Genomic DNA, 17,189 nt, shown 5'->3' with positions numbered 1-17,189 from the left:
ATCGTCGGGGTAGCATCAGATTTCACGGGTTGTGTTTTACAGACGCTATAAGATGCAACTTTTGACGCGCCGCGAAACCCATTTGACGCAGTTGTGAAGGGTCGTGTCGGAAAGGGCTCAGTCGAACACGTCCTCGATCACATCCCAAGCTTCGTCCAGAACGCGCGAGAAAAGGCCTTTTTTTCTTTTCTTGTAGCTCTTCTTTTTGGGCTTCTGCATCGGAATGCTGTGTCGCGGCTGTGGATCCGAAGCCTTTTTGACCGGAATCATCTTCAGGTTATGCAACGGGGCGCCGCAACTGGAACAGCTGAGTTCGTGCCGCTGGCGACCCTTGAGGACCAGCGCCGCGCGGGTGCCGCAGTAGCAGCACGTAGCAATCTTGGACGGGGCGGGAATGGGTCTCTCCTCTCAATGCGGCTGAGAAGCATATAGGGCAATCGCCGCGGCATTTGAGACGTTCAGGGATCCGAAACCGCCCGCTGCGTCAATTTTGACAAGCATATCCACCGTTTCCTTGGTCTTTTGCCGCAACCCCGGCCCCTCGGCGCCCAGAACCAGCGCAACCGGCCGATCGCGCTTGCCCTCCAAAGCGGCCTCGATGGTCTGTTCGGCCTCACCATCCAAGCCCAGAACCAGGAACCCCATATTCTGCAACTCGACGATCGCATCAGCCAGGTTACGCACCCGCAGATAGGGCTGGCGTTCCAACGCACCGCTGGCGGTCTTGGCCAGCGCACCGGTTTCCGGCGCCGAGTGGTGGCGCGTGCCGATGACCGCGCTGGCGCCAAGAACCTCGGCCGAGCGCAGAATCGCGCCCACATTGTGCGGATCGGTCACGCGGTCCAACAGCAGCACCCGAGGGTTTTCGCGCCCGATGCAATTCTCGGCCAGACCGCCCCATTCCAGCGGCTTGACTTCAAGCGCCGCGCCTTGGTGCACCGAGCCCGAGTCGATTGGCGCGTTGAATTTTCGCGGATCGACGAGCTCAGCCTGCATGCCCGATTCCGCGATCGCATCCGCCAGCTTGTCCTGCGCGTTGCGGGTCACGATCAGGCGCAGTTTCTGCCGTTTGGGGTTCATCAACGCATCACGCACGGCGTGCAATCCGAATAACCAAACGGTTTCGGAAGCCGCCGCTTTGCGCGCCTGCTCTTTCTCGATCACCCACTTCGGTTTCTTCATTTTACTGGCCTCCGGGCCGGGAACAATGTTTCCTGCGCCAAAGCGGAATTTTCCTGTTGACGCTCCTTTTGAGCGCTAGTAATCACGCCTCCACGTCAGGTGCAACGCCTGACAGTGGGCGACAGGCCGCAAGGTGTGGCAGGGGACTGTAACTCCCTCGCGGAGACGCACGCCTGGTTCGATTCCAGGGTCGCCCACCATTTTCTTCCGCAAATCAGAACACAGATGGATATTGCACACCGGATTTGTCCAGGTGGTCCCTTGCGTTTGCCCTCGATTCTGCGAGGAAATTCAGGCAAAGGTTGAGTGCCCGGAGATCATGCGATGCTCCGAGCATCAACGGCCGGACATCGGACGGCGTGGGACTGGCGGTTGCGTCGAGACACCCGATGCTTGTATCGAAACGGGATTTTCTGACTCATCCTTTCCAATGAGCAGCTTAGCATCTTCCAATTCCAAAAATTTACAAATTCATAAATCAAAGAGTTCAAGAATTTACAAAATAATATTTCATTTCTAGGGACTTGTTGGGGAATTTTCATTCTGCCCCTCATACTTGCCCTGCGCAGGTTGCGTTTTACCCGACGGAAGAGGAGCCCGAGGGCGTAGCCTGCTAATTGGGAGGAATTCATGTCAAACAAATCTGTCACGCGTCGCGGCGTGCTGAAGTCTGGTGCCGTCACAAGCGCCGGTCTGGCATTGCCGACGATCTTCACGGCCTCGTCGGCCGCGGCCTATACCAACGAACCCACTGGCGGATCAGTCACGCTGGGCTTCAACGTGCCGCAGACCGGCCCCTATGCCGAAGAAGGCAATGACGAACTGCTGGCGCAGCAGCTGGCGGTCGAGCATCTGAATGGTGAAGGCGACGGCGGCTGCCTGAACACCTTCACGTCGAAGGCGCTGAAAGGGAACGGCATCCTTGGCAAGAAGGTCGAGTTCGTCACCGGCGACACGCAGACCAAGTCCGACGCTGCCCGTGCATCGGCCAAGTCGATGATCGAAAAGGATGGCGCGATCATGATCAACGGCGGCTCGTCCTCGGGCGTGGCCGTTGCGGTTCAGGGCCTCTGCCAGGAGGCGGGCGTGATCTTCATGGCCGGCCTGACCCACGCCAACGACACCACCGGCAAGGACAAGAAGGCGAACGGCTTCCGTCACTTCTTCAACGCCTACATGTCGGGTGCCGCTCTGGCGCCGGTGCTGGCCAAGGAAATGGGCACCGAACGCCGCGCCTATCACCTGACCGCCGACTACAACTGGGGTTGGACCCAGGAAGAGTCGATCGTGGCGTCGACCGAGGCGATGGGCTGGGAGACGGTCAACACCGTCAAGACCCCGCTGGCCTCGACCGACTTCTCGTCCTACATCGCGCCGGTTCTGAACTCGGGCGCGGACGTGCTGGTTCTGAACCACTACGGCGGCAACATGGTCAACTCGCTGACAAACGCGATCCAGTTCGGCCTGCTGGACAAGGTCGTAAACGGCAAGGACTTCAAGATCGTCGTTCCGCTGTACTCGGAACTGATGGCCGCCGGCGCTGGCGAGAACATCAAAGGCGTTCTGGGTTCGATGAACTGGAACTGGCAGCTGCAGGATGAGGGCACCAAGGCCTTCGTGAAGTCCTTCGGCGAGAAGTACGGCAAGCCGCCGTCGAACTCGGCTCAGACTTGCTATGCCCAGGTACTGCTGTACGCGGATGCGTGCGAGCGCGCAGGCACCTTCAACCCGTGCGGCGTGGTCGAAGCTCTCGAGGACTTCGAGTTCGACGGTCTGGGCAACGGCCCGACCTGGTATCGCGGTGCCGACCACCAGTGCTTCAAGGATGTGCTGGTCGTGCGCGGCAACGAAAACCCGACCAACGCCTATGACACGCTGGAGATCGTCGAAATCACTCCGCGGGCGCAGGTCGAGTACGATCCGGATCACCCGATGTTCGCCGGCGGCGAACTGGGCAAGTGCAACCCGGGCGCGTAACCCCGACACTAGGTTTTTCGCAAGAAAACCCCTGAGTCCTCAAAACGGCTCTCTCCGGTCAGACGACCGGGGAGAGCTGCCGGGACCAGTCAAAGGTAAGGACAATGGACGCAATCCTACTGCAAATTCTGAACGGGCTGGACAAGGGCTCGGCCTATGCGCTGATTGCGCTGGGGCTGACGCTGATCTTCGGCACGCTCGGCGTGGTGAACTTTGCCCACGGGGCCCTGTTCATGATCGGCGCCTTCTGTGCCGTCACGCTTCAGAAGATCTTCAACCTCAGCTACGAGGTGGTCGACGAGACCCAGACCGACTTTCTGGGCAACCCGCTGAAGGTGAAGACCCCCTATGTCGAAAGCTGGTTCGGCCCCGAACTGGGCGCGACCATCATCGACTGGTCCGTGCCACTGGCCATCCTGTTTGCCATCCCGATCATGTTGATGGTCGGCTACGTGATGGAACGCGGCCTGATCAAGCATTTCTACAAGCGTCCCCATGCAGATCAGATCCTTGTGACCTTCGGCCTGGCCATCGTTCTGCAAGAGATCATCAAGTATTTCTTCGGCGCCAACCCGATCCAGACCCCGCCGCCTGCGGCACTGAGCGGGTCCGTCGATCTGGGCGTGGCGCTGGGGTTCGATCCCAACGCGATCATCTATCCGATCTGGCGTCTGGTATATTTCCTGTTCGCGGTCGTGATCATCGGGGGCGTGTTCTCGTTCCTGCAGTTCACCACCTTCGGCATGGTCGTGCGCGCCGGAATGGCCGACCGGGAGACCGTGGGCCTTCTGGGCATCAACATCGACCGGCGGTTCACCATCATGTTCGGCATCGCAGCCGCGGTGGCTGGCCTCGCTGGCGTGATGTACGGGCCGCTGAACCCGCCCAACTATCACATGGGAATGGATTTCCTTGTGCTCAGCTTCGTGGTCGTCGTGGTCGGCGGCATGGGCTCGCTGCCCGGCGCGGTTCTGGCCGGGTTCCTTCTGGGCATCCTTGAAAGCTTTGCCTCGACCACCTGGGCGACCACCACGATCCCGGGCATCAACCAGATCATCATCTACCTTGTCGCCATCATCGTTCTTCTGACCCGTCCGCGGGGTCTGATGGGCCGCAAAGGCGTGATGGAGGAATAACCCATGCTGGGACTGAACAAAAAAGACACAAGCCTGCTGATCATTGTCGCAATCCTGACGCTGCTGGCCCCCTTCATCCTGAACCCCTTCCCCACTGACAGCGCCATGGCGCAGTTCAATGCGGGCTATCCGGACCTGATGCAGCGGTTCGTGATCTTCGGCATCTTTGCCATCGGGTTCAACATTCTGTTCGGCCTGACCGGATACCTGTCCTTTGGCCACGCGGCCTTTCTGGGGGTGGGTTCCTACTCGGCCGTCTGGATGTTCAAGCTGCTCAGCTACAACGTCATCCCGGCCATCGCGTTGAGCGTCGTGGTCGCCGGGCTGTTCTCGGTGCTGATCGGCTATGTCAGCCTTCGCCGGTCGGGGATCTACTTCTCGATCCTGACGCTGGCTTTCGCGCAGATGAGCTTTGCGCTGGCCTATTCGGTGCTGTCGAACCCCAAGTTCAACCTGACCAACGGCGAAACCGGCCTGCAGGTCTATGCCGACGACCCGCAGATCCTGCAGGGGGCCAATGCGCCCGATCTACCGCATCTGTTCGGACTGCCGATGCGCGCGACCTACACGATGGATGTGGGCGCGTGGAGCTTTGACTTCAACGCGGGCTACTACCTGTGTGCGGTGATCATGATGGTGGTGTTCTACCTGGCGATCCGCATCTTCCGCTCGCCCTTCGGCATGATGCTGCGGGCGGTGAAGTCGAACCAGCAGCGGATGAACTATACCGGTCTGAACTCCAAGCCCTACACTCTGGCCGCTTTCGTGATCTCGGGCATGTATGCCGGTCTGGCCGGCGGCCTGATGGCCGCCATGGACCCGCTGGCCGGCGCAGAACGGATGCAATGGACCGCCTCGGGCGAGGTCGTTCTGATGACCATCCTGGGCGGCACCGGCACCCTGATCGGGCCGGTTCTGGGTGCGGGCTTCATAAAATATTTCGAGAACATCTTCTCGAAGATCAACGACAACGTGCTGCACAGCTGGTTCGCCTTCCTGCCTGACGGGCTTGAGGACGCGGTGGTGTTCATCATCCACCCGTTCATCGGCAAGGGCTGGCACCTGACCCTGGGCATCCTGTTCATGCTGGTGGTGATCTACCTGCCCGGCGGGCTGGTCGAGGGCGGTCAGCGGTTGCTGAACTGGATCCGCCGCAAAAGCGTTGGCGGGGATGACACCCGCGAGGGCAAAACCGAGCCGGCAGAATAAGGAAACGCGTCAATGGCAATTCTGAAAGTAAAAGATGTCAGCAAGCGCTTCGGCGGCCTCAAGGCCCTGACGGACGTGAACCTGAGCGTCGAGGAAAACTCGGTCCATGCGATCATCGGCCCCAACGGGGCGGGCAAGTCCACCCTGCTGAACTGCCTGGTGGGCAAACTGATCCCGGATACCGGTTCGGTCTTGTTCGACAACCAGTCGGTGCTGGGGCGCGAGCCGTACCAGATCAACCAGATGGGCATCAGCCGGGTTTTCCAGACACCCGAGATCTTTGGTGAGCTGACCGTGATGGAAAACATGCTGATCCCGATCTTCGCGATGCGCGACGGGGCATTCCGCATGCACGCCTACGAAACCATCGCCAACGAAAAAGAGGTGGTCGAACAGGCCGAGGCCATGCTGGAAGAGATGAACATGGCCGACAAGCGGCACATGCATTCAGCCTCGCTGTCGCGCGGCGACAAGCGGCGGCTCGAAATCGGCATGTGTCTCAGCCAGAAGCCGCGCCTGCTGCTGCTGGACGAGCCTACGGCCGGCATGGCACGGGCCGACACCAACAACACCATCGACCTGCTGAAGCAGATCAAGGACGAGCGCGACATCACCATCGCGATCATCGAGCACGACATGCATGTGGTGTTCAGCCTGGCCGAGCGGATCACCGTTCTGGCGCAGGGCACGCCGCTGGTCGAAGACACCCCCGAAAACATCCGCGGAAACCCCAAGGTCCGAGAGGCCTATCTGGGCGAGGCGGCGTGAGGAAAAGCTATGAACGAGAAACCTGACTTTTCGAAAAACGCCAACATGGCCAGCACCGCGCCCGCGTTTCTGTCGGTGTGGGACATGCATTCGTATTATGGCGAAAGCTACATCGTCCAAGGCGTCAGCTTCAACGTCCACGAGGGCGAGATCCTGGCCCTGCTGGGGCGGAACGGGGCCGGGAAGACTTCGACCCTGCGCTCGATCGCGCGCGTGGGCGAGCCCGAGGTGCGCCACGGCGAAATCTGGCTGGACCACAAGCCACTGCACAACATGACCAGTTACGAGGCCGCCGCGGCCGGGTTGGGCCTTGTGCCCGAGGATCGGCGGATCATCCCCGGCCTGACGGTCGAGGAGAACCTGCAGCTGGCTCAGATCGCCCCGCCGATCGGCTGGTCGCTGGAACGGATCTACGAGCTGTTCCCGCGTCTGGGCGAACGGCGCAAGCAAGAAGGTGTGACCCTTTCGGGCGGCGAACAGCAGATGCTGTCCATCGCCCGTGCGTTGGCCCGGGACATCAAGGTGCTGCTGCTGGACGAACCCTACGAAGGGCTGGCCCCGGTGATCGTGGACGAGATCGAAAAGACGCTGATCCACATCAAGCAGCAGGGCATGACCACCATCATCGTCGAACAGAACGCTGTGCGCGCGCTGCAACTGGCCGACCGGGCGATCATTCTGGACACCGGCTGCATCGTGTTTGACGGCACCGCCGACGAGGTGCTGGAAAACACCCAGCTGCGCGAGGAATATCTGGCGATCTGACCCGCGTCAGTTGGGCAGGCAGGCCCATTCCGCCACGACCCGCCCCTGCCGCAGTGCCAGAACCGTGCCGAACTGGTTCAAAACCGCTTCACTCTGACTGGGGCGCAGCAAGGCGATATCGCCGGGCTGCGCCCTGGTTGTTTTGGGACCCACCCAGACCTCTTGATTGCTTGAACGCCCGAAAACACCGGAATAGCCGAACCCGTCGGGCCAGACGGGTCTGGCCAGGTAGTGACCACCGGAAATGGCGAGGTTGGACCGGCGCAGGCCGGGCAGGTCGATCCCCGGCACCGGGTTGCGCGGCATGACCTTGAGGATCGGTGTGGCCAGGAACAGGGCGGGCAAAAATGCCTTCGTCGATGCGTGGTCAAAATCCGAAGGTTTCACCAGAACCGACCCAAAGGCGACCTCGGTCGCCGGGGTTCGCGTGGCCGGGTCCTGAAAGGTCAGGCTACCACCGGTGTTCAGGCACAGCCCCTGCGCCCCCTGCCCCAGCGCAGCGACCGCTTGCCCAAAGGCTTTGGCACTGGCTCGCCGCGCGCGGCGTCGGAGCGGCGCAGGCAGTTTGGCCAGATGCACCTCGTACCCCATCACGCCCGACAGTGTGACATGGGCGCGATCCGCGATCCGTGCCGCGACGCCTGCGACCTGATCGGGGGTCAACCCGCCGCGATGCAGGCCCACGTCGATCTCGAGCGACAGGCGCAGGGTTTGGCCCGTGTCAGCGGCAAGCGACAGATATGCGTCCAGCCGCTGTGGCGTGTCGATCAGCCACTGCACCCTTTGGGCGGCGTCGGGATGCGTCTCAAGAATCCGCCGGGCGGCCGTCACCGGCAGCGGCTTGCCCAGCAGGTGGTCGGTGTCCGGCTCGGCGGCCAGCAGGGCCGACAGCATGGGTTGGGAAAAGCTCATCAGGCCCGATGTTTGAATTCGGGCGCGGATATGGTCCAGCAAAGGCAGACACGGCAGCGATTTGGCCACCAGCCGGGCCTGCAAGCCGTGGTCCAACCCCGCGCGGGCGGCGTCGCAATTCCCATCGACCCGGTCCAGATCGACGACGGCAACCGGCCGATCGACACCATGATCGCGCAGCGCTTGAGCGAGATGTTCAAGATACTCTGCAGTCATGGGCGAAACATCCGGGCCAGCGCGGGTGTCAGGAACTTGCCCTTTGGGTCCAGCCGTTCACGCAATGTGCAGAATGCATCGAATTCGGGATAGAGGCGCGACAGATCGGAATAGGTCAGGCTGTGCAACTTGCCCCAATGGGGGCGGCCGCCGGCCTGCAGGAACAGCGGCTCCATCGCCTCGAAATAGCGCAGATGGCCTTCCTTCGCATCGGTGTGGATGGCGACCGATACCCGCGGGCCACCCCGGAACGGTGACAGGCAGCCGTCGTCGCCTGCGGTCTGCCGCACCTCGATCGGGAAATAGATGTCGGCGTGGTCACGCTCCAACCGTCGGATCAGCTCTGACAGCACGTCACGGGCGTTTTCCGGCGGCAGGTGGTATTCCATTTCCTTGAACCGGATATGCCGGTCGCTGCACAACACACGCCAGCTTTCGCCAGTGTAGTCCTCGTCGGATTGGGCCAAGGTCAGCAGACGCAGCAGGGCGCGCCGCAAACCGGGGCTGAGCCGGCCCGCATTGCGCGCCAGCTTCAGAACCTTGACGGCGATCATGTCCAGATCGCGCGGCGCGCGGGTCTCGGTCGCGTCGGTTATGTCATGCCGGATTTCAACGGTCTTGCCGGTGAAGGGGATGTAGAAGAACTCGAAATTCCTGTTTTCGTCCCAATGCTGGTGCATGCGCTCCAGTGTGTCCTGCAGGTCTGACAGACGCACCCGGCGGCGCAGGTTGTATTTCGGCACGACGTTGATCTGCGCCTCGGTCACGATGCCCAGCATCCCCAACGATACCTGCACCATGTTCAGTGGAATGTCGTCGGTGGTCAGGGTCTGTCCGTCAGCGCCGATCAGCCGGGCTGCAGTGATCTCGGCAGACAGGCACGGCAGGGTGCGCCCGGTGCCGTGGGTTGCCGTGGCCGCCGCGCCGGCCAGAGTTTGCACGTTGATATCACCCAGATTGCGGAAGGCCTTACCGTGCTGGCCCAGGACCGGCGACAGATCGCGCAGCCGGGCATTGGCGTTGACCCAAGCCCGTGCACCTTCGATCTGCGTCACGGCAGGCAGGTCCAAGGCGGTAAGGTCAATGATATGTTGCGCGCCCGGAACCAGCGGGGTGAAGGAATGCCCTGCCCCGACCGGACGCAGGGTTTCGGCCGAGGCGATCAGCTGCTGCAAGTCTTCGGTCGTGGTCGGCCGCTTGGGCCGTATTTGGCTGGTCTGGTTGCCTGCCCAGTTCTGCCACATGGCTGATCCTCCTCCCATCCGGGGCAGAGGATTGCAGCCGGGGCGATAGGGAACAAGCCCGGTTTTCAGGACGTTACGTCGGGAAAGCTGTTATTCGGCGGCAGGCCGCAGGTTGGCGACGCTGTCGAACCAGGCCTCGATGGCGTCCAGATCGGGTTCAAGCGACTGCGCAGAGCCATCGGTGAAATCCACGAACTTGTCACGGTTCAGGCCGTTGACCCCGACCAGCACCGGGATATCCAGCGCCAGCGCCTCGGCGATGACGGGGCGGAACCCGCGGCCATCGGCCTCGTGCTTGCCGAACTTGTTGACGATCAGCAATTGCGGACCGTCGGCCAAAGACGCCGTCACATAGCCCACCGCCTGCTCCAACGCGGCCGGATCCAGCCGGCACCCGCGCGATTGGCGGCCCAGCGATTGCGAGATGCGGATGGTCTTGCCATTCGGCAGCACGCGCAGGTCCATGTCGCATTTGCTGCTGTCGGCGCAATCGGTGTTGGTCTGAACCACACCGGCCAGACGGGCGCCCTTGGCCAGCAGGCGTTCGGCCACCGCGCTCAGCAGGCGGTCGGTTGCGCCGCGATCGGTAGTGGTGACATAGGCCAGGTGCATCGGCAGACCTTTCTGGGTTTCATCTTGTTGTTTTAATTAGCACGCATGGGGCGCCCCTTCCAGCACCAGCATCAAGGCAGCGGAGACACTCCGATCACCGGCGCGTGCAGGTGCAACAGCGCGACATAGGCCAGCCCCGCCACCAACCAGACCCAGGGCCTCGGCCAGGGGCGCGGTAGCCGCAGCGACAGGCGTGCTGTGTTGCGCAACAGGCGCGGCCAATCGGCCCCCATCTCGCGCGCCTTACGCCTGTCGATCAGGGCCATGCCCATCCAGGCGAAACCCGTGAACAGTCCGAACAGAACCACATGCGCCAGGCTGCCATTGGCCAGCAGATGCGCCAGCGCCCACAGCATCATCGCCAGCAAGATCGGGTGGCGGGTGGTGCGCAGGATGCCGGGCTGCTCGGGGTTGAACGGGCGGCGTCCCAGCCCGCCGAAGGAAAACGGGTTGGTCGCCGCCAGCCCGGCCACCGCCAGCCAGCAGACGACGGGCATCACCAGCAGCGGCACCCAGCGCAGGATCGCCAGCTGTGGGATCACCTCGACATAGGGCGCGTTGGCCGCGGCAACGATCAGCCAGGCCAGAACTGCCAGTGACAGTGCCGAATAGACCGCGAAATAGGGCCCGCGCCCCATCAACCCGATCAGCCGGCCACGCACTGCCGGACGCGCCGGAATGGCGTGGCTCAGCAGAAAGATCAGAAGTGCAGCAACAAAAGCGCCCCAACCGGCCATGGTCATCTCCGCCTGTTTTGCGCACGAGATACCGGGGGAAACGGCCCCGGTCCTTGTCCGAAATCAAGTGTGGTCGGGGGCAGCTGCGCCGCCCCCGATCCAGAGTTACAGGCCCAGCGCCTTGCGGCGTTCCTCGGCAAAACCCTGAACCATGCGGTCGGCGATCAGCGCCAGAATGGCCATCGCCGCCCCGGCCGAAATGCCCAGCCCCACATCCGCCTGCCCCAGCGCCAGATAGATCGACTGGCCCAGACCGGTCGTGCCGATCAGCGCCGCGATCACCAGCATCGCAAAGGCATAGAGGATCGTCTGGTTCAGCCCCAGAAGGATCGTGGGCGCTGCATAGGGCGCACGCACGTCGCGCATGATCTGCCACTCGGTCGCGCCGCTTGAGATCGCGGCCTCCATCATCTCGTCCGGGGTGTTGACCAGCCCGTGACGGGTGTACCGGATCATCGGCACGATCGCATAGGCGCAGATCGCCAGAAAGGCCGAGAACTCGCCAATTTGGAACACCATCAGCACCGGGATCAGGAACACGAACAGGGGAATCGTCTGTAGCATGTCGCAGATCGGGCGCACGATCTTCCAGACCGGCGACCAGACCGCGCTGGCGAGGCCGATCAGCCCGCCGACGACGGCGCAGAAAAACACCGCCGCACCGCTGAGATAAAGCGACAGCAACGCCCTCTCCCACAGGCCCGAGATCAGGATCGTGCTCAGCAGCGCTACCGACAGCGCCGCCAGGCGCCAACCGCCCGCCACCCAGCCCAGCGCCGCCGCGCCGGTCAGGACGAACGGCCATGGCAGGTTCGCGATGCCGGTTTCCAGCATGCCGATCAGGATCAGCGTGACCAGACCACCGGTCAGGTGCCCGCGCCATGCCATCAGCAAGGCGATCACCGCACCGGCGGCGAACAGTCCAAAGCTCATGGCCGGGGTCCACTGGAACCCCCAGGTAAAGGGCAAAACTGCCTGATCCAGACCGATCCGCAGCGGCAGCAGGACATAGAACATCGAGTTGTTCTTGAGCGAATCCAGCCACGGGCCGTTATTCTGGGTAAAGGCTGTCAGGCCGCTGTCCACCGCCTCCGCGACCGGATCCAGAAGCGTCAGTTCGGACGGGTTGGGCAGCCGCGCCCAGAACAGCAGCGTGAACAGGACCGCAAAGCCGAGAACCGCCCAGACGACGCGGTTGTCATGGCGGTTGCGCTCGGTTGCGAGCGTGCCGCTCATGCGGTCGATCACCACCGCAAAGACAACGATCACCATGCCGGCCAGCAGAGATTCACCGAACTGCGCCTTGCGCATGGTCAGCAGGACCTCCCAGCCGATGTCGTTGAACCCGCCGATGACCGCAGCGATGATCACCATCGACAGGGCCGCCATCAGGCACTGGTTCACACCCACCATGATCTGCGTCGCCGCCGCCGGGATTTCCACCTGGAACAGCTGCTGGAACCGGGTGCCGCCCGACATGATGGCGGCTTCCTTGATCTCGGGCTCCACGCGCTCCAACCCCAGCATCACGTTTCGCGCCATCGGCGGCGCCGCATAGATGGCCGAGGCGATCAGCCCCACCACAGGGCCAAAACCGAACAGCAGGAGCAACGGTGTCAGATAGGCAAAGGTCGGCACCGTCTGCATGATGTCCAACACCGCCTGAACGGCCGATTTCACCCGCGGCACTTCGTTGGCCAGAATGCCAATTGCACTGCCGACGATCAGCGCGACCGGGACCGATACGGCCACCAGCGCCAAGGTGTTCATGCTCTCGGCCCAATAGCCCGAGGCCAGCACGAAGCTGAGGCCCAGAAAGCCCAGCGCCGCCATGGGCAACCCGCCCAAATACCAGCCGAGTGCCGTCACCAGCCCGATCAGAATTGGCCAGGGCGTATTGCCCAGCACGAAATTGGCCCAGTTCATCGGGTAGGCCATAAGGCCGGAAAACAGCCGGGCCGCCGGTTTGATCGCGTTCAGAAACCAGTCGAGGAAGGCGCCCACCCATTGTGTGGCTGGCACTTCCCATGACGCAGGCCATTTGACGAGCCAGGGCGCGTGCGGCTCAAGCGCCAGACTCAGCGCGCCCACGATCAGCGTGATCAGGGCCGCCTGCGCTCCGGCTGTCAGGTGAATCCGAGTGGGTCTGGGAACATCGGCGACGACGGTCATGCGTCATCCACCTGCAGGGCTGCGGCCAGATCCGAGGGGTGCACGGTGCCGACGATCGCGCCGGTTTCGTCATGCACCGGCACGGGCTCGTACAATGCCATACAGCGCGCCAGCGCCGCGTCCAATGTCATCTTTGTTGTCAGGCCAGGGTCATCGGGACCGCGCTCGGCCTCGCCCGCTTGCATGACCGAGGCGACTTTGGCGTGCTGGCCCTTGGCCACGTCCTTTGAGAACTCGCGCACATAGTCGTCGACGGGGCGCAGAACGATATCCGTCGGCGTGCCGATCTGCACAATCTTGCCGTCCCGCATGATTGCGATGCGGTCCGCCAGCTTTAGCGCTTCTTGAATATCATGCGTGATGAAGACGATGGATTTCTTCAGCGTCGCCTGAATGCGCAGGAATTCGTCCTGCAGCTGCCGCCGGATCAACGGGTCCAAGGCCGAGAACGGCTCGTCTAAGAACCAGATGTCGGGGTTCACTGCCAAAGACCGGGCGATGCCCACGCGCTGACGCTGACCGCCCGAAAGTTGCCGGGGAAAGCTGTCCTCGCGGCCCTCAAGCCCTACCAGCGAAATGACTTCCTGCGCGCGGGCCAGACGTTCTTTGCGGCCCACACCCTGCACGCGTAGCGGATAGGCGACGTTCTCGGCCACCGTCATGTGCGGGAACAGTCCGAAATGTTGGAACACCATGCCCAGTTTCTTGCGGCGCAGTTCGGTCAGCTGCTTCTTCGGGGCACCCATCACGTTGTCGCCGTCGATGCGGATCTCGCCACCCGTTCCGGGCAACAGTTGCGAGATGCAACGGATCAGGGTCGACTTGCCGGACCCCGACAGACCCATGATGACGAACAATTCACCATCGCGGACTTCGAAATTTGCATCCTGAACAGCCGGGATGAACCCCTGTTCGCGCAAATTGGCGGCGGCCTTGTCGGCGTCGTTCCCTGACCGAGACAACGCGTCGGTCAGGGCTTTTTCTGCGCCTTGGCCAAAAACCTGCCAGAGAGACTGGCAGGCAATGGCTGGCGTATTCGCGTCAGTCACTTAGGTGGCTCACTTCGTTGCCGCGTCCACGACCGGACGCCACTTGTCTTCGTTGTCCGCCATCCAGGCCGCGACAACCTCTTCGACCTTGCCGCCGTCGACATCGATCGCCCCCATCATCGGCTGCTGGTCTTCGACCGCCAGTTGATAGTTGTTCAGGATTTCATACGCGGCAGGCCACTTGTCCGCCAGACCGCTCCACCCGGCTTTGAAGATGCGCGAGGGCGAGAAATCGCAGTCATTGACGGCATTGGGGTTTGGCCCCCAGGCCGGATCGTTGAAGCAAGCGTCTTCACCCGGCGGCAACTCAACGAATTTCACATCATAGGCCGACATGGCCCAATGCGGTTGCCAGAAGGTGATCAGCAGAGGCGATTTGCGTTCGGTCGAAGCGCGTAGTTCGGCAATCAGCGCGCCCTCGGACCCGGCAGGAATAGCCTTGAACGGCAGTTCAAGCCCGACCATGCGGTCTGCCCCGGGCGTACCCCAGTCAGCCGGATAGTCGACCAGACGTCCCATCGGCAGGGTCTCGGCCGTCGCAAAATTCTGTGCGCAGTCCTTCAGCGCTTCCCACGCGGGCAGGCCCGGGCAAAGGTCGGCGACATGGGCCGGATATGCGATGCCTTCCTTCGCATCGAGGCCAAGGTCGCCGATTTCGACCACGGTGCCCTCTTCGATTTTCTTGGCGTATTCGTCCGACACGTTCGACGACCAGATCTCGAGCGTGGCGTCGATGTCTCCGTCGGCCAGCGCCTGGAACTGGTTCAACATGCCCGCGGTGACGAATTCGACCTGGTAACCGGCGGCCTTGAGCATCTCTGCAGCGACATGAGTGGTGACGTGTTGGCCCGTCCACTCGTTGATCGCCAGTTTGATCGGCTCGTCCACCGCGCCCATGTCAGCCGCGTGCGCGGCGCCAGCGACCATGATCGCCAGAAGGCTTACATTCAGTTTTTTCATGGATTTTCTCCCTGTTTCTTTGTTTTGCCCACCCCGGCGGAAACGTGCCCGCCGGCTGACTTGTCTAACGACAATACCATGTCGCAACATGCACAAATTTGGCCGGAAAAGGAAAGCGAACAGTTCGCGTCATTCCCAATAAACGGCCTTGGTACCGCATTTCATTCCCCTTGCGCCCTCGTGTCGTGGGGCGGCTTGCCCGAGGTTTCGCGGACCGGACATTGATTGACGAGTCAATCACAAACCCAATTGGGGTCGTTTGTCGAGTATTTCTTGTGGCGATGGGGCAAATTCCTGATTTTCCGACTGTTTTGCCCAAATGGCAGACCATACTCGGCCGCCGCCCTTGCATTTAGTGGAACAAATTGGCAACATTTGGCGCGAAGGGAGCTTTGCGATGCACCATTTCGATGAGATCTATGGGCTGGCGGCCGACCGGCACGGCGGACAACACGCGCTTGAAGACAAACTGTCCAAGCCCAAATCCGCAGAGGAATTGGCCACCCTGCCAGAGGATCGGTGGCTTTCGACAATCACAAAATGCATCTTTCAGGCTGGGTTCAATTGGAAGGTCATCGAGGCCAAGTGGGACGGTTTCGAGGCGGCCTTTGACGGGTTCGACGTCGGGCGCTGCGCCTTCATGGATGATGAGAAATTCGACGCGCTGTTGCAGGACACGCGCATCGTGCGCAACGGCACCAAGATCGCCACCGTGCGCGACAACGCAGCGTTTCTTCTGGAACTCCGCACGGAAGGCGGTGCCGGCAAAGTGTTGGGCGGCTGGCCATCGACCGACTATGTCGGACTTTTGGACATGCTCGCAATACGTGGTTCTCGGTTGGGCGGGGCTTCAGCCCAGTATGCGATGCGCTTTGCCGGAAGAGACAGCTTTATCCTGTCACGCGACGTAACCGCCCGTTTGATCGCCGAAGGCGTCATAGACAAGCCAGCCACCTCCAAGAAAGCGATGGCTGCGGTGCAGGACGCCTTCAACATCTGGATGCATCAATCCGGCAGGTCGTTGACCGAAATCAGCCGGGTGCTTGCGATGAGCCTCTAGAATCGCTTGCGACCGAACCACAGCGGGCTAGGGTTTGGTCATGGTCCGGTTGGTTTCGATCCTGCTCTTTCTTGCTCTGTTGTCCTGCGGTCGTCCTCTGACCGAGAACGAGCGCGCCTTTGCAAGCAAGGTTCAAGGTGAAACGCTGGATCTTGACCGGGTTCGGCTGGTCGAGGGCGCGCCGGTCACCTCCATCACCTACGAACGAAAAGCCAGACCGAGGCTGGCTTGCCGCGAGCGTATCCTGCCGCCGGTCAAGGACGAGATCGTAACCGGAAAACCGGCGGCGATCGCTCTGTTCAACCGGGTTTACTTCACCAAGGACTGGTATCTTGACGACTACATGGCGCGGTACCCCGACCAGATGAACCTGGTGGCCGCCATGATCTTTGCCCATGAACTGACCCATGTCTGGCAATGGCAGAACCGGAAAACCACCGGCTATCACCCGTTGCGGGCGGCCGCCGAACATGGTGGCCGCAAGGATCCTTACCTGTTCGATCTGGATAACTCGGCCGATTTTCTGGACTACGGGTTTGAGCAGCAGGGCGCCATCGTCGAGGAATATGTCTGCTGCCGCGCATTGGATCCGGACGCCCCGCGGACCCAGCGTTTGCATGACATGCTGGCCAAGCATTTTGACCCGGCAAAACTGCCGGGTGCCCGGCGAGAAAGCGACGTGGTCATCCCTTGGAGCGGCGCCAAGGTGGAAGGCATCTGCCGCTGAGGTTCACTTGCCCTGCAAGGTCTTTAGATACGCGACCAGATCGGCAATCGGCTTGCTGGTCAGGATCGGCTGTCCGACATCTGTCTTGATGGCGGTGTCCTGCCCTTCGAAATACGGCCCGTAGACCGGCATCGGGCTGCCATGGCTGACCAGAGGATCGCGGCCGTCTATCCGCTGCACCACACGCGCGGTCGGAAATTTTCCGCCCGCGTCCCCAAGCGTCTTCAGATTGGTCGGTTGGATCAACAGCACGCCGGCCATTGGTCCATGTCCAGTCGCATCCAGTCCATGACAGGTGGCGCAATGGTGCAGGTAAAGCTGCTCCCCGGCTTCGGCATCCTGGGCTGCAGCGCCTGTGGCGGCTATCGTACTGGCCATAGCCAATGCCGTAAACGTCAACAGTTTCATTGCGTTCCTCCGTTCTAACGCCAAAAGCAGGGTTGCCCGAACCGTCCCGACCCGC

16 protein-coding genes and 1 tRNA gene are annotated in these 17,189 nt (G+C 61.9%); 8 read left to right on the top strand and 9 right to left on the bottom strand.

Annotated elements, in window-relative coordinates; genetic code table 11:
* Window positions 1-408: 408 nt before the first annotated feature.
* Window positions 409-1,182 carry a 23S rRNA (guanosine(2251)-2'-O)-methyltransferase RlmB gene (gene rlmB / locus ACR0EF_RS02210; protein ID WP_170365706.1) on the bottom strand — a complete coding sequence of 258 codons (774 nt, stop codon included), beginning with the start codon at window positions 1,180-1,182 and terminating at the stop codon, window positions 409-411.
* 116 nt (window positions 1,183-1,298) lie between these two features.
* Between rlmB and ACR0EF_RS02205 the strand changes: the two genes are divergently transcribed.
* From ACR0EF_RS02205 to ACR0EF_RS02180, 6 genes are all read left to right on the top strand, one after another.
* Window positions 1,299-1,382 (top strand) — tRNA-Tyr (locus ACR0EF_RS02205).
* A 430-nt stretch (window positions 1,383-1,812) separates the two neighbouring features.
* The gene (locus tag ACR0EF_RS02200) at window positions 1,813-3,159 is read left to right on the top strand and encodes a substrate-binding protein (RefSeq protein WP_093964815.1); all 1,347 of its coding nucleotides are present in this window, start codon (window positions 1,813-1,815) and stop codon (window positions 3,157-3,159) included.
* A 104-nt stretch (window positions 3,160-3,263) separates the two neighbouring features.
* On the top strand, window positions 3,264-4,295 hold the full coding sequence (locus ACR0EF_RS02195; RefSeq protein ID WP_170340251.1) for a branched-chain amino acid ABC transporter permease: 1,032 nt from the start codon (window positions 3,264-3,266) through the stop codon (window positions 4,293-4,295).
* A 3-nt stretch (window positions 4,296-4,298) separates the two neighbouring features.
* A complete protein-coding gene (locus ACR0EF_RS02190) occupies window positions 4,299-5,504 on the top strand; it encodes a branched-chain amino acid ABC transporter permease (protein WP_149774706.1) in 1,206 nt (401 codons plus the stop codon).
* Between the two features lie 12 nt (window positions 5,505-5,516).
* Window positions 5,517-6,272, top strand: coding sequence for an ABC transporter ATP-binding protein (locus ACR0EF_RS02185; protein ID WP_093964812.1), 756 nt, complete (start codon window positions 5,517-5,519; stop codon window positions 6,270-6,272).
* 9 nt (window positions 6,273-6,281) lie between these two features.
* On the top strand, window positions 6,282-7,037 hold the full coding sequence (locus tag ACR0EF_RS02180; RefSeq protein WP_093964811.1) for an ABC transporter ATP-binding protein: 756 nt from the start codon (window positions 6,282-6,284) through the stop codon (window positions 7,035-7,037).
* Window positions 7,038-7,043: 6 nt separating this feature from the next.
* Here the strand turns inward: ACR0EF_RS02180 and ACR0EF_RS02175 are convergent, their stop codons facing one another.
* From ACR0EF_RS02175 to ACR0EF_RS02145, 7 genes are all read right to left on the bottom strand, one after another.
* Window positions 7,044-8,165 carry an alanine racemase gene (locus ACR0EF_RS02175; RefSeq protein WP_170371569.1) on the bottom strand — a complete coding sequence of 374 codons (1,122 nt, stop codon included), beginning with the start codon at window positions 8,163-8,165 and terminating at the stop codon, window positions 7,044-7,046.
* Window positions 8,162-9,409 (bottom strand): D-arabinono-1,4-lactone oxidase, encoded by a 1,248-nt coding sequence (locus ACR0EF_RS02170; RefSeq protein ID WP_170371571.1) that lies wholly within the window; start codon window positions 9,407-9,409, stop codon window positions 8,162-8,164. Before ACR0EF_RS02170 ends, ACR0EF_RS02175 begins: the two co-directional genes overlap by 4 nt.
* Window positions 9,410-9,499: 90 nt before the next feature.
* Window positions 9,500-10,021 (bottom strand): DUF2478 domain-containing protein, encoded by a 522-nt coding sequence (locus ACR0EF_RS02165; RefSeq protein WP_170340846.1) that lies wholly within the window; start codon window positions 10,019-10,021, stop codon window positions 9,500-9,502.
* A gap of 71 nt (window positions 10,022-10,092) precedes the next feature.
* A complete protein-coding gene (locus ACR0EF_RS02160; protein ID WP_170340844.1) occupies window positions 10,093-10,758 on the bottom strand; it encodes an NnrU family protein in 666 nt (221 codons plus the stop codon).
* Between the two features lie 105 nt (window positions 10,759-10,863).
* Window positions 10,864-12,930: an ABC transporter permease gene (locus ACR0EF_RS02155; RefSeq protein ID WP_170371573.1), complete on the bottom strand. Its 2,067-nt coding sequence runs from the start codon at window positions 12,928-12,930 to the stop codon at window positions 10,864-10,866.
* Window positions 12,927-13,979 carry a betaine/proline/choline family ABC transporter ATP-binding protein gene (locus ACR0EF_RS02150; protein WP_170340842.1) on the bottom strand — a complete coding sequence of 351 codons (1,053 nt, stop codon included), beginning with the start codon at window positions 13,977-13,979 and terminating at the stop codon, window positions 12,927-12,929. The genes ACR0EF_RS02155 and ACR0EF_RS02150 overlap by 4 nt, the downstream gene beginning before the upstream one ends.
* 9 nt (window positions 13,980-13,988) lie before the next feature.
* Window positions 13,989-14,939 carry an ABC transporter substrate-binding protein gene (locus ACR0EF_RS02145; RefSeq protein ID WP_170340840.1) on the bottom strand — a complete coding sequence of 317 codons (951 nt, stop codon included), beginning with the start codon at window positions 14,937-14,939 and terminating at the stop codon, window positions 13,989-13,991.
* A 397-nt stretch (window positions 14,940-15,336) separates the two neighbouring features.
* Here ACR0EF_RS02145 and ACR0EF_RS02140 point away from each other — a divergent pair, with 397 nt between their 5' ends.
* Window positions 15,337-15,999 (top strand): DNA-3-methyladenine glycosylase I, encoded by a 663-nt coding sequence (locus ACR0EF_RS02140; protein WP_170340838.1) that lies wholly within the window; start codon window positions 15,337-15,339, stop codon window positions 15,997-15,999.
* 40 nt (window positions 16,000-16,039) lie between these two features.
* Window positions 16,040-16,726, top strand: coding sequence for a hypothetical protein (locus tag ACR0EF_RS02135; protein ID WP_170371575.1), 687 nt, complete (start codon window positions 16,040-16,042; stop codon window positions 16,724-16,726).
* Window positions 16,727-16,729: 3 nt separating this feature from the next.
* Here the strand turns inward: ACR0EF_RS02135 and ACR0EF_RS02130 are convergent, their stop codons facing one another.
* A complete protein-coding gene (locus ACR0EF_RS02130) occupies window positions 16,730-17,134 on the bottom strand; it encodes a c-type cytochrome (RefSeq protein ID WP_170371577.1) in 405 nt (134 codons plus the stop codon).
* Between the last annotated feature and the right edge of the window lie 55 nt (window positions 17,135-17,189).

Source organism: Ruegeria sp. CG8 (assembly GCF_056537165.1).
This window is presented reverse-complemented; position numbering and strand designations above follow the sequence as displayed.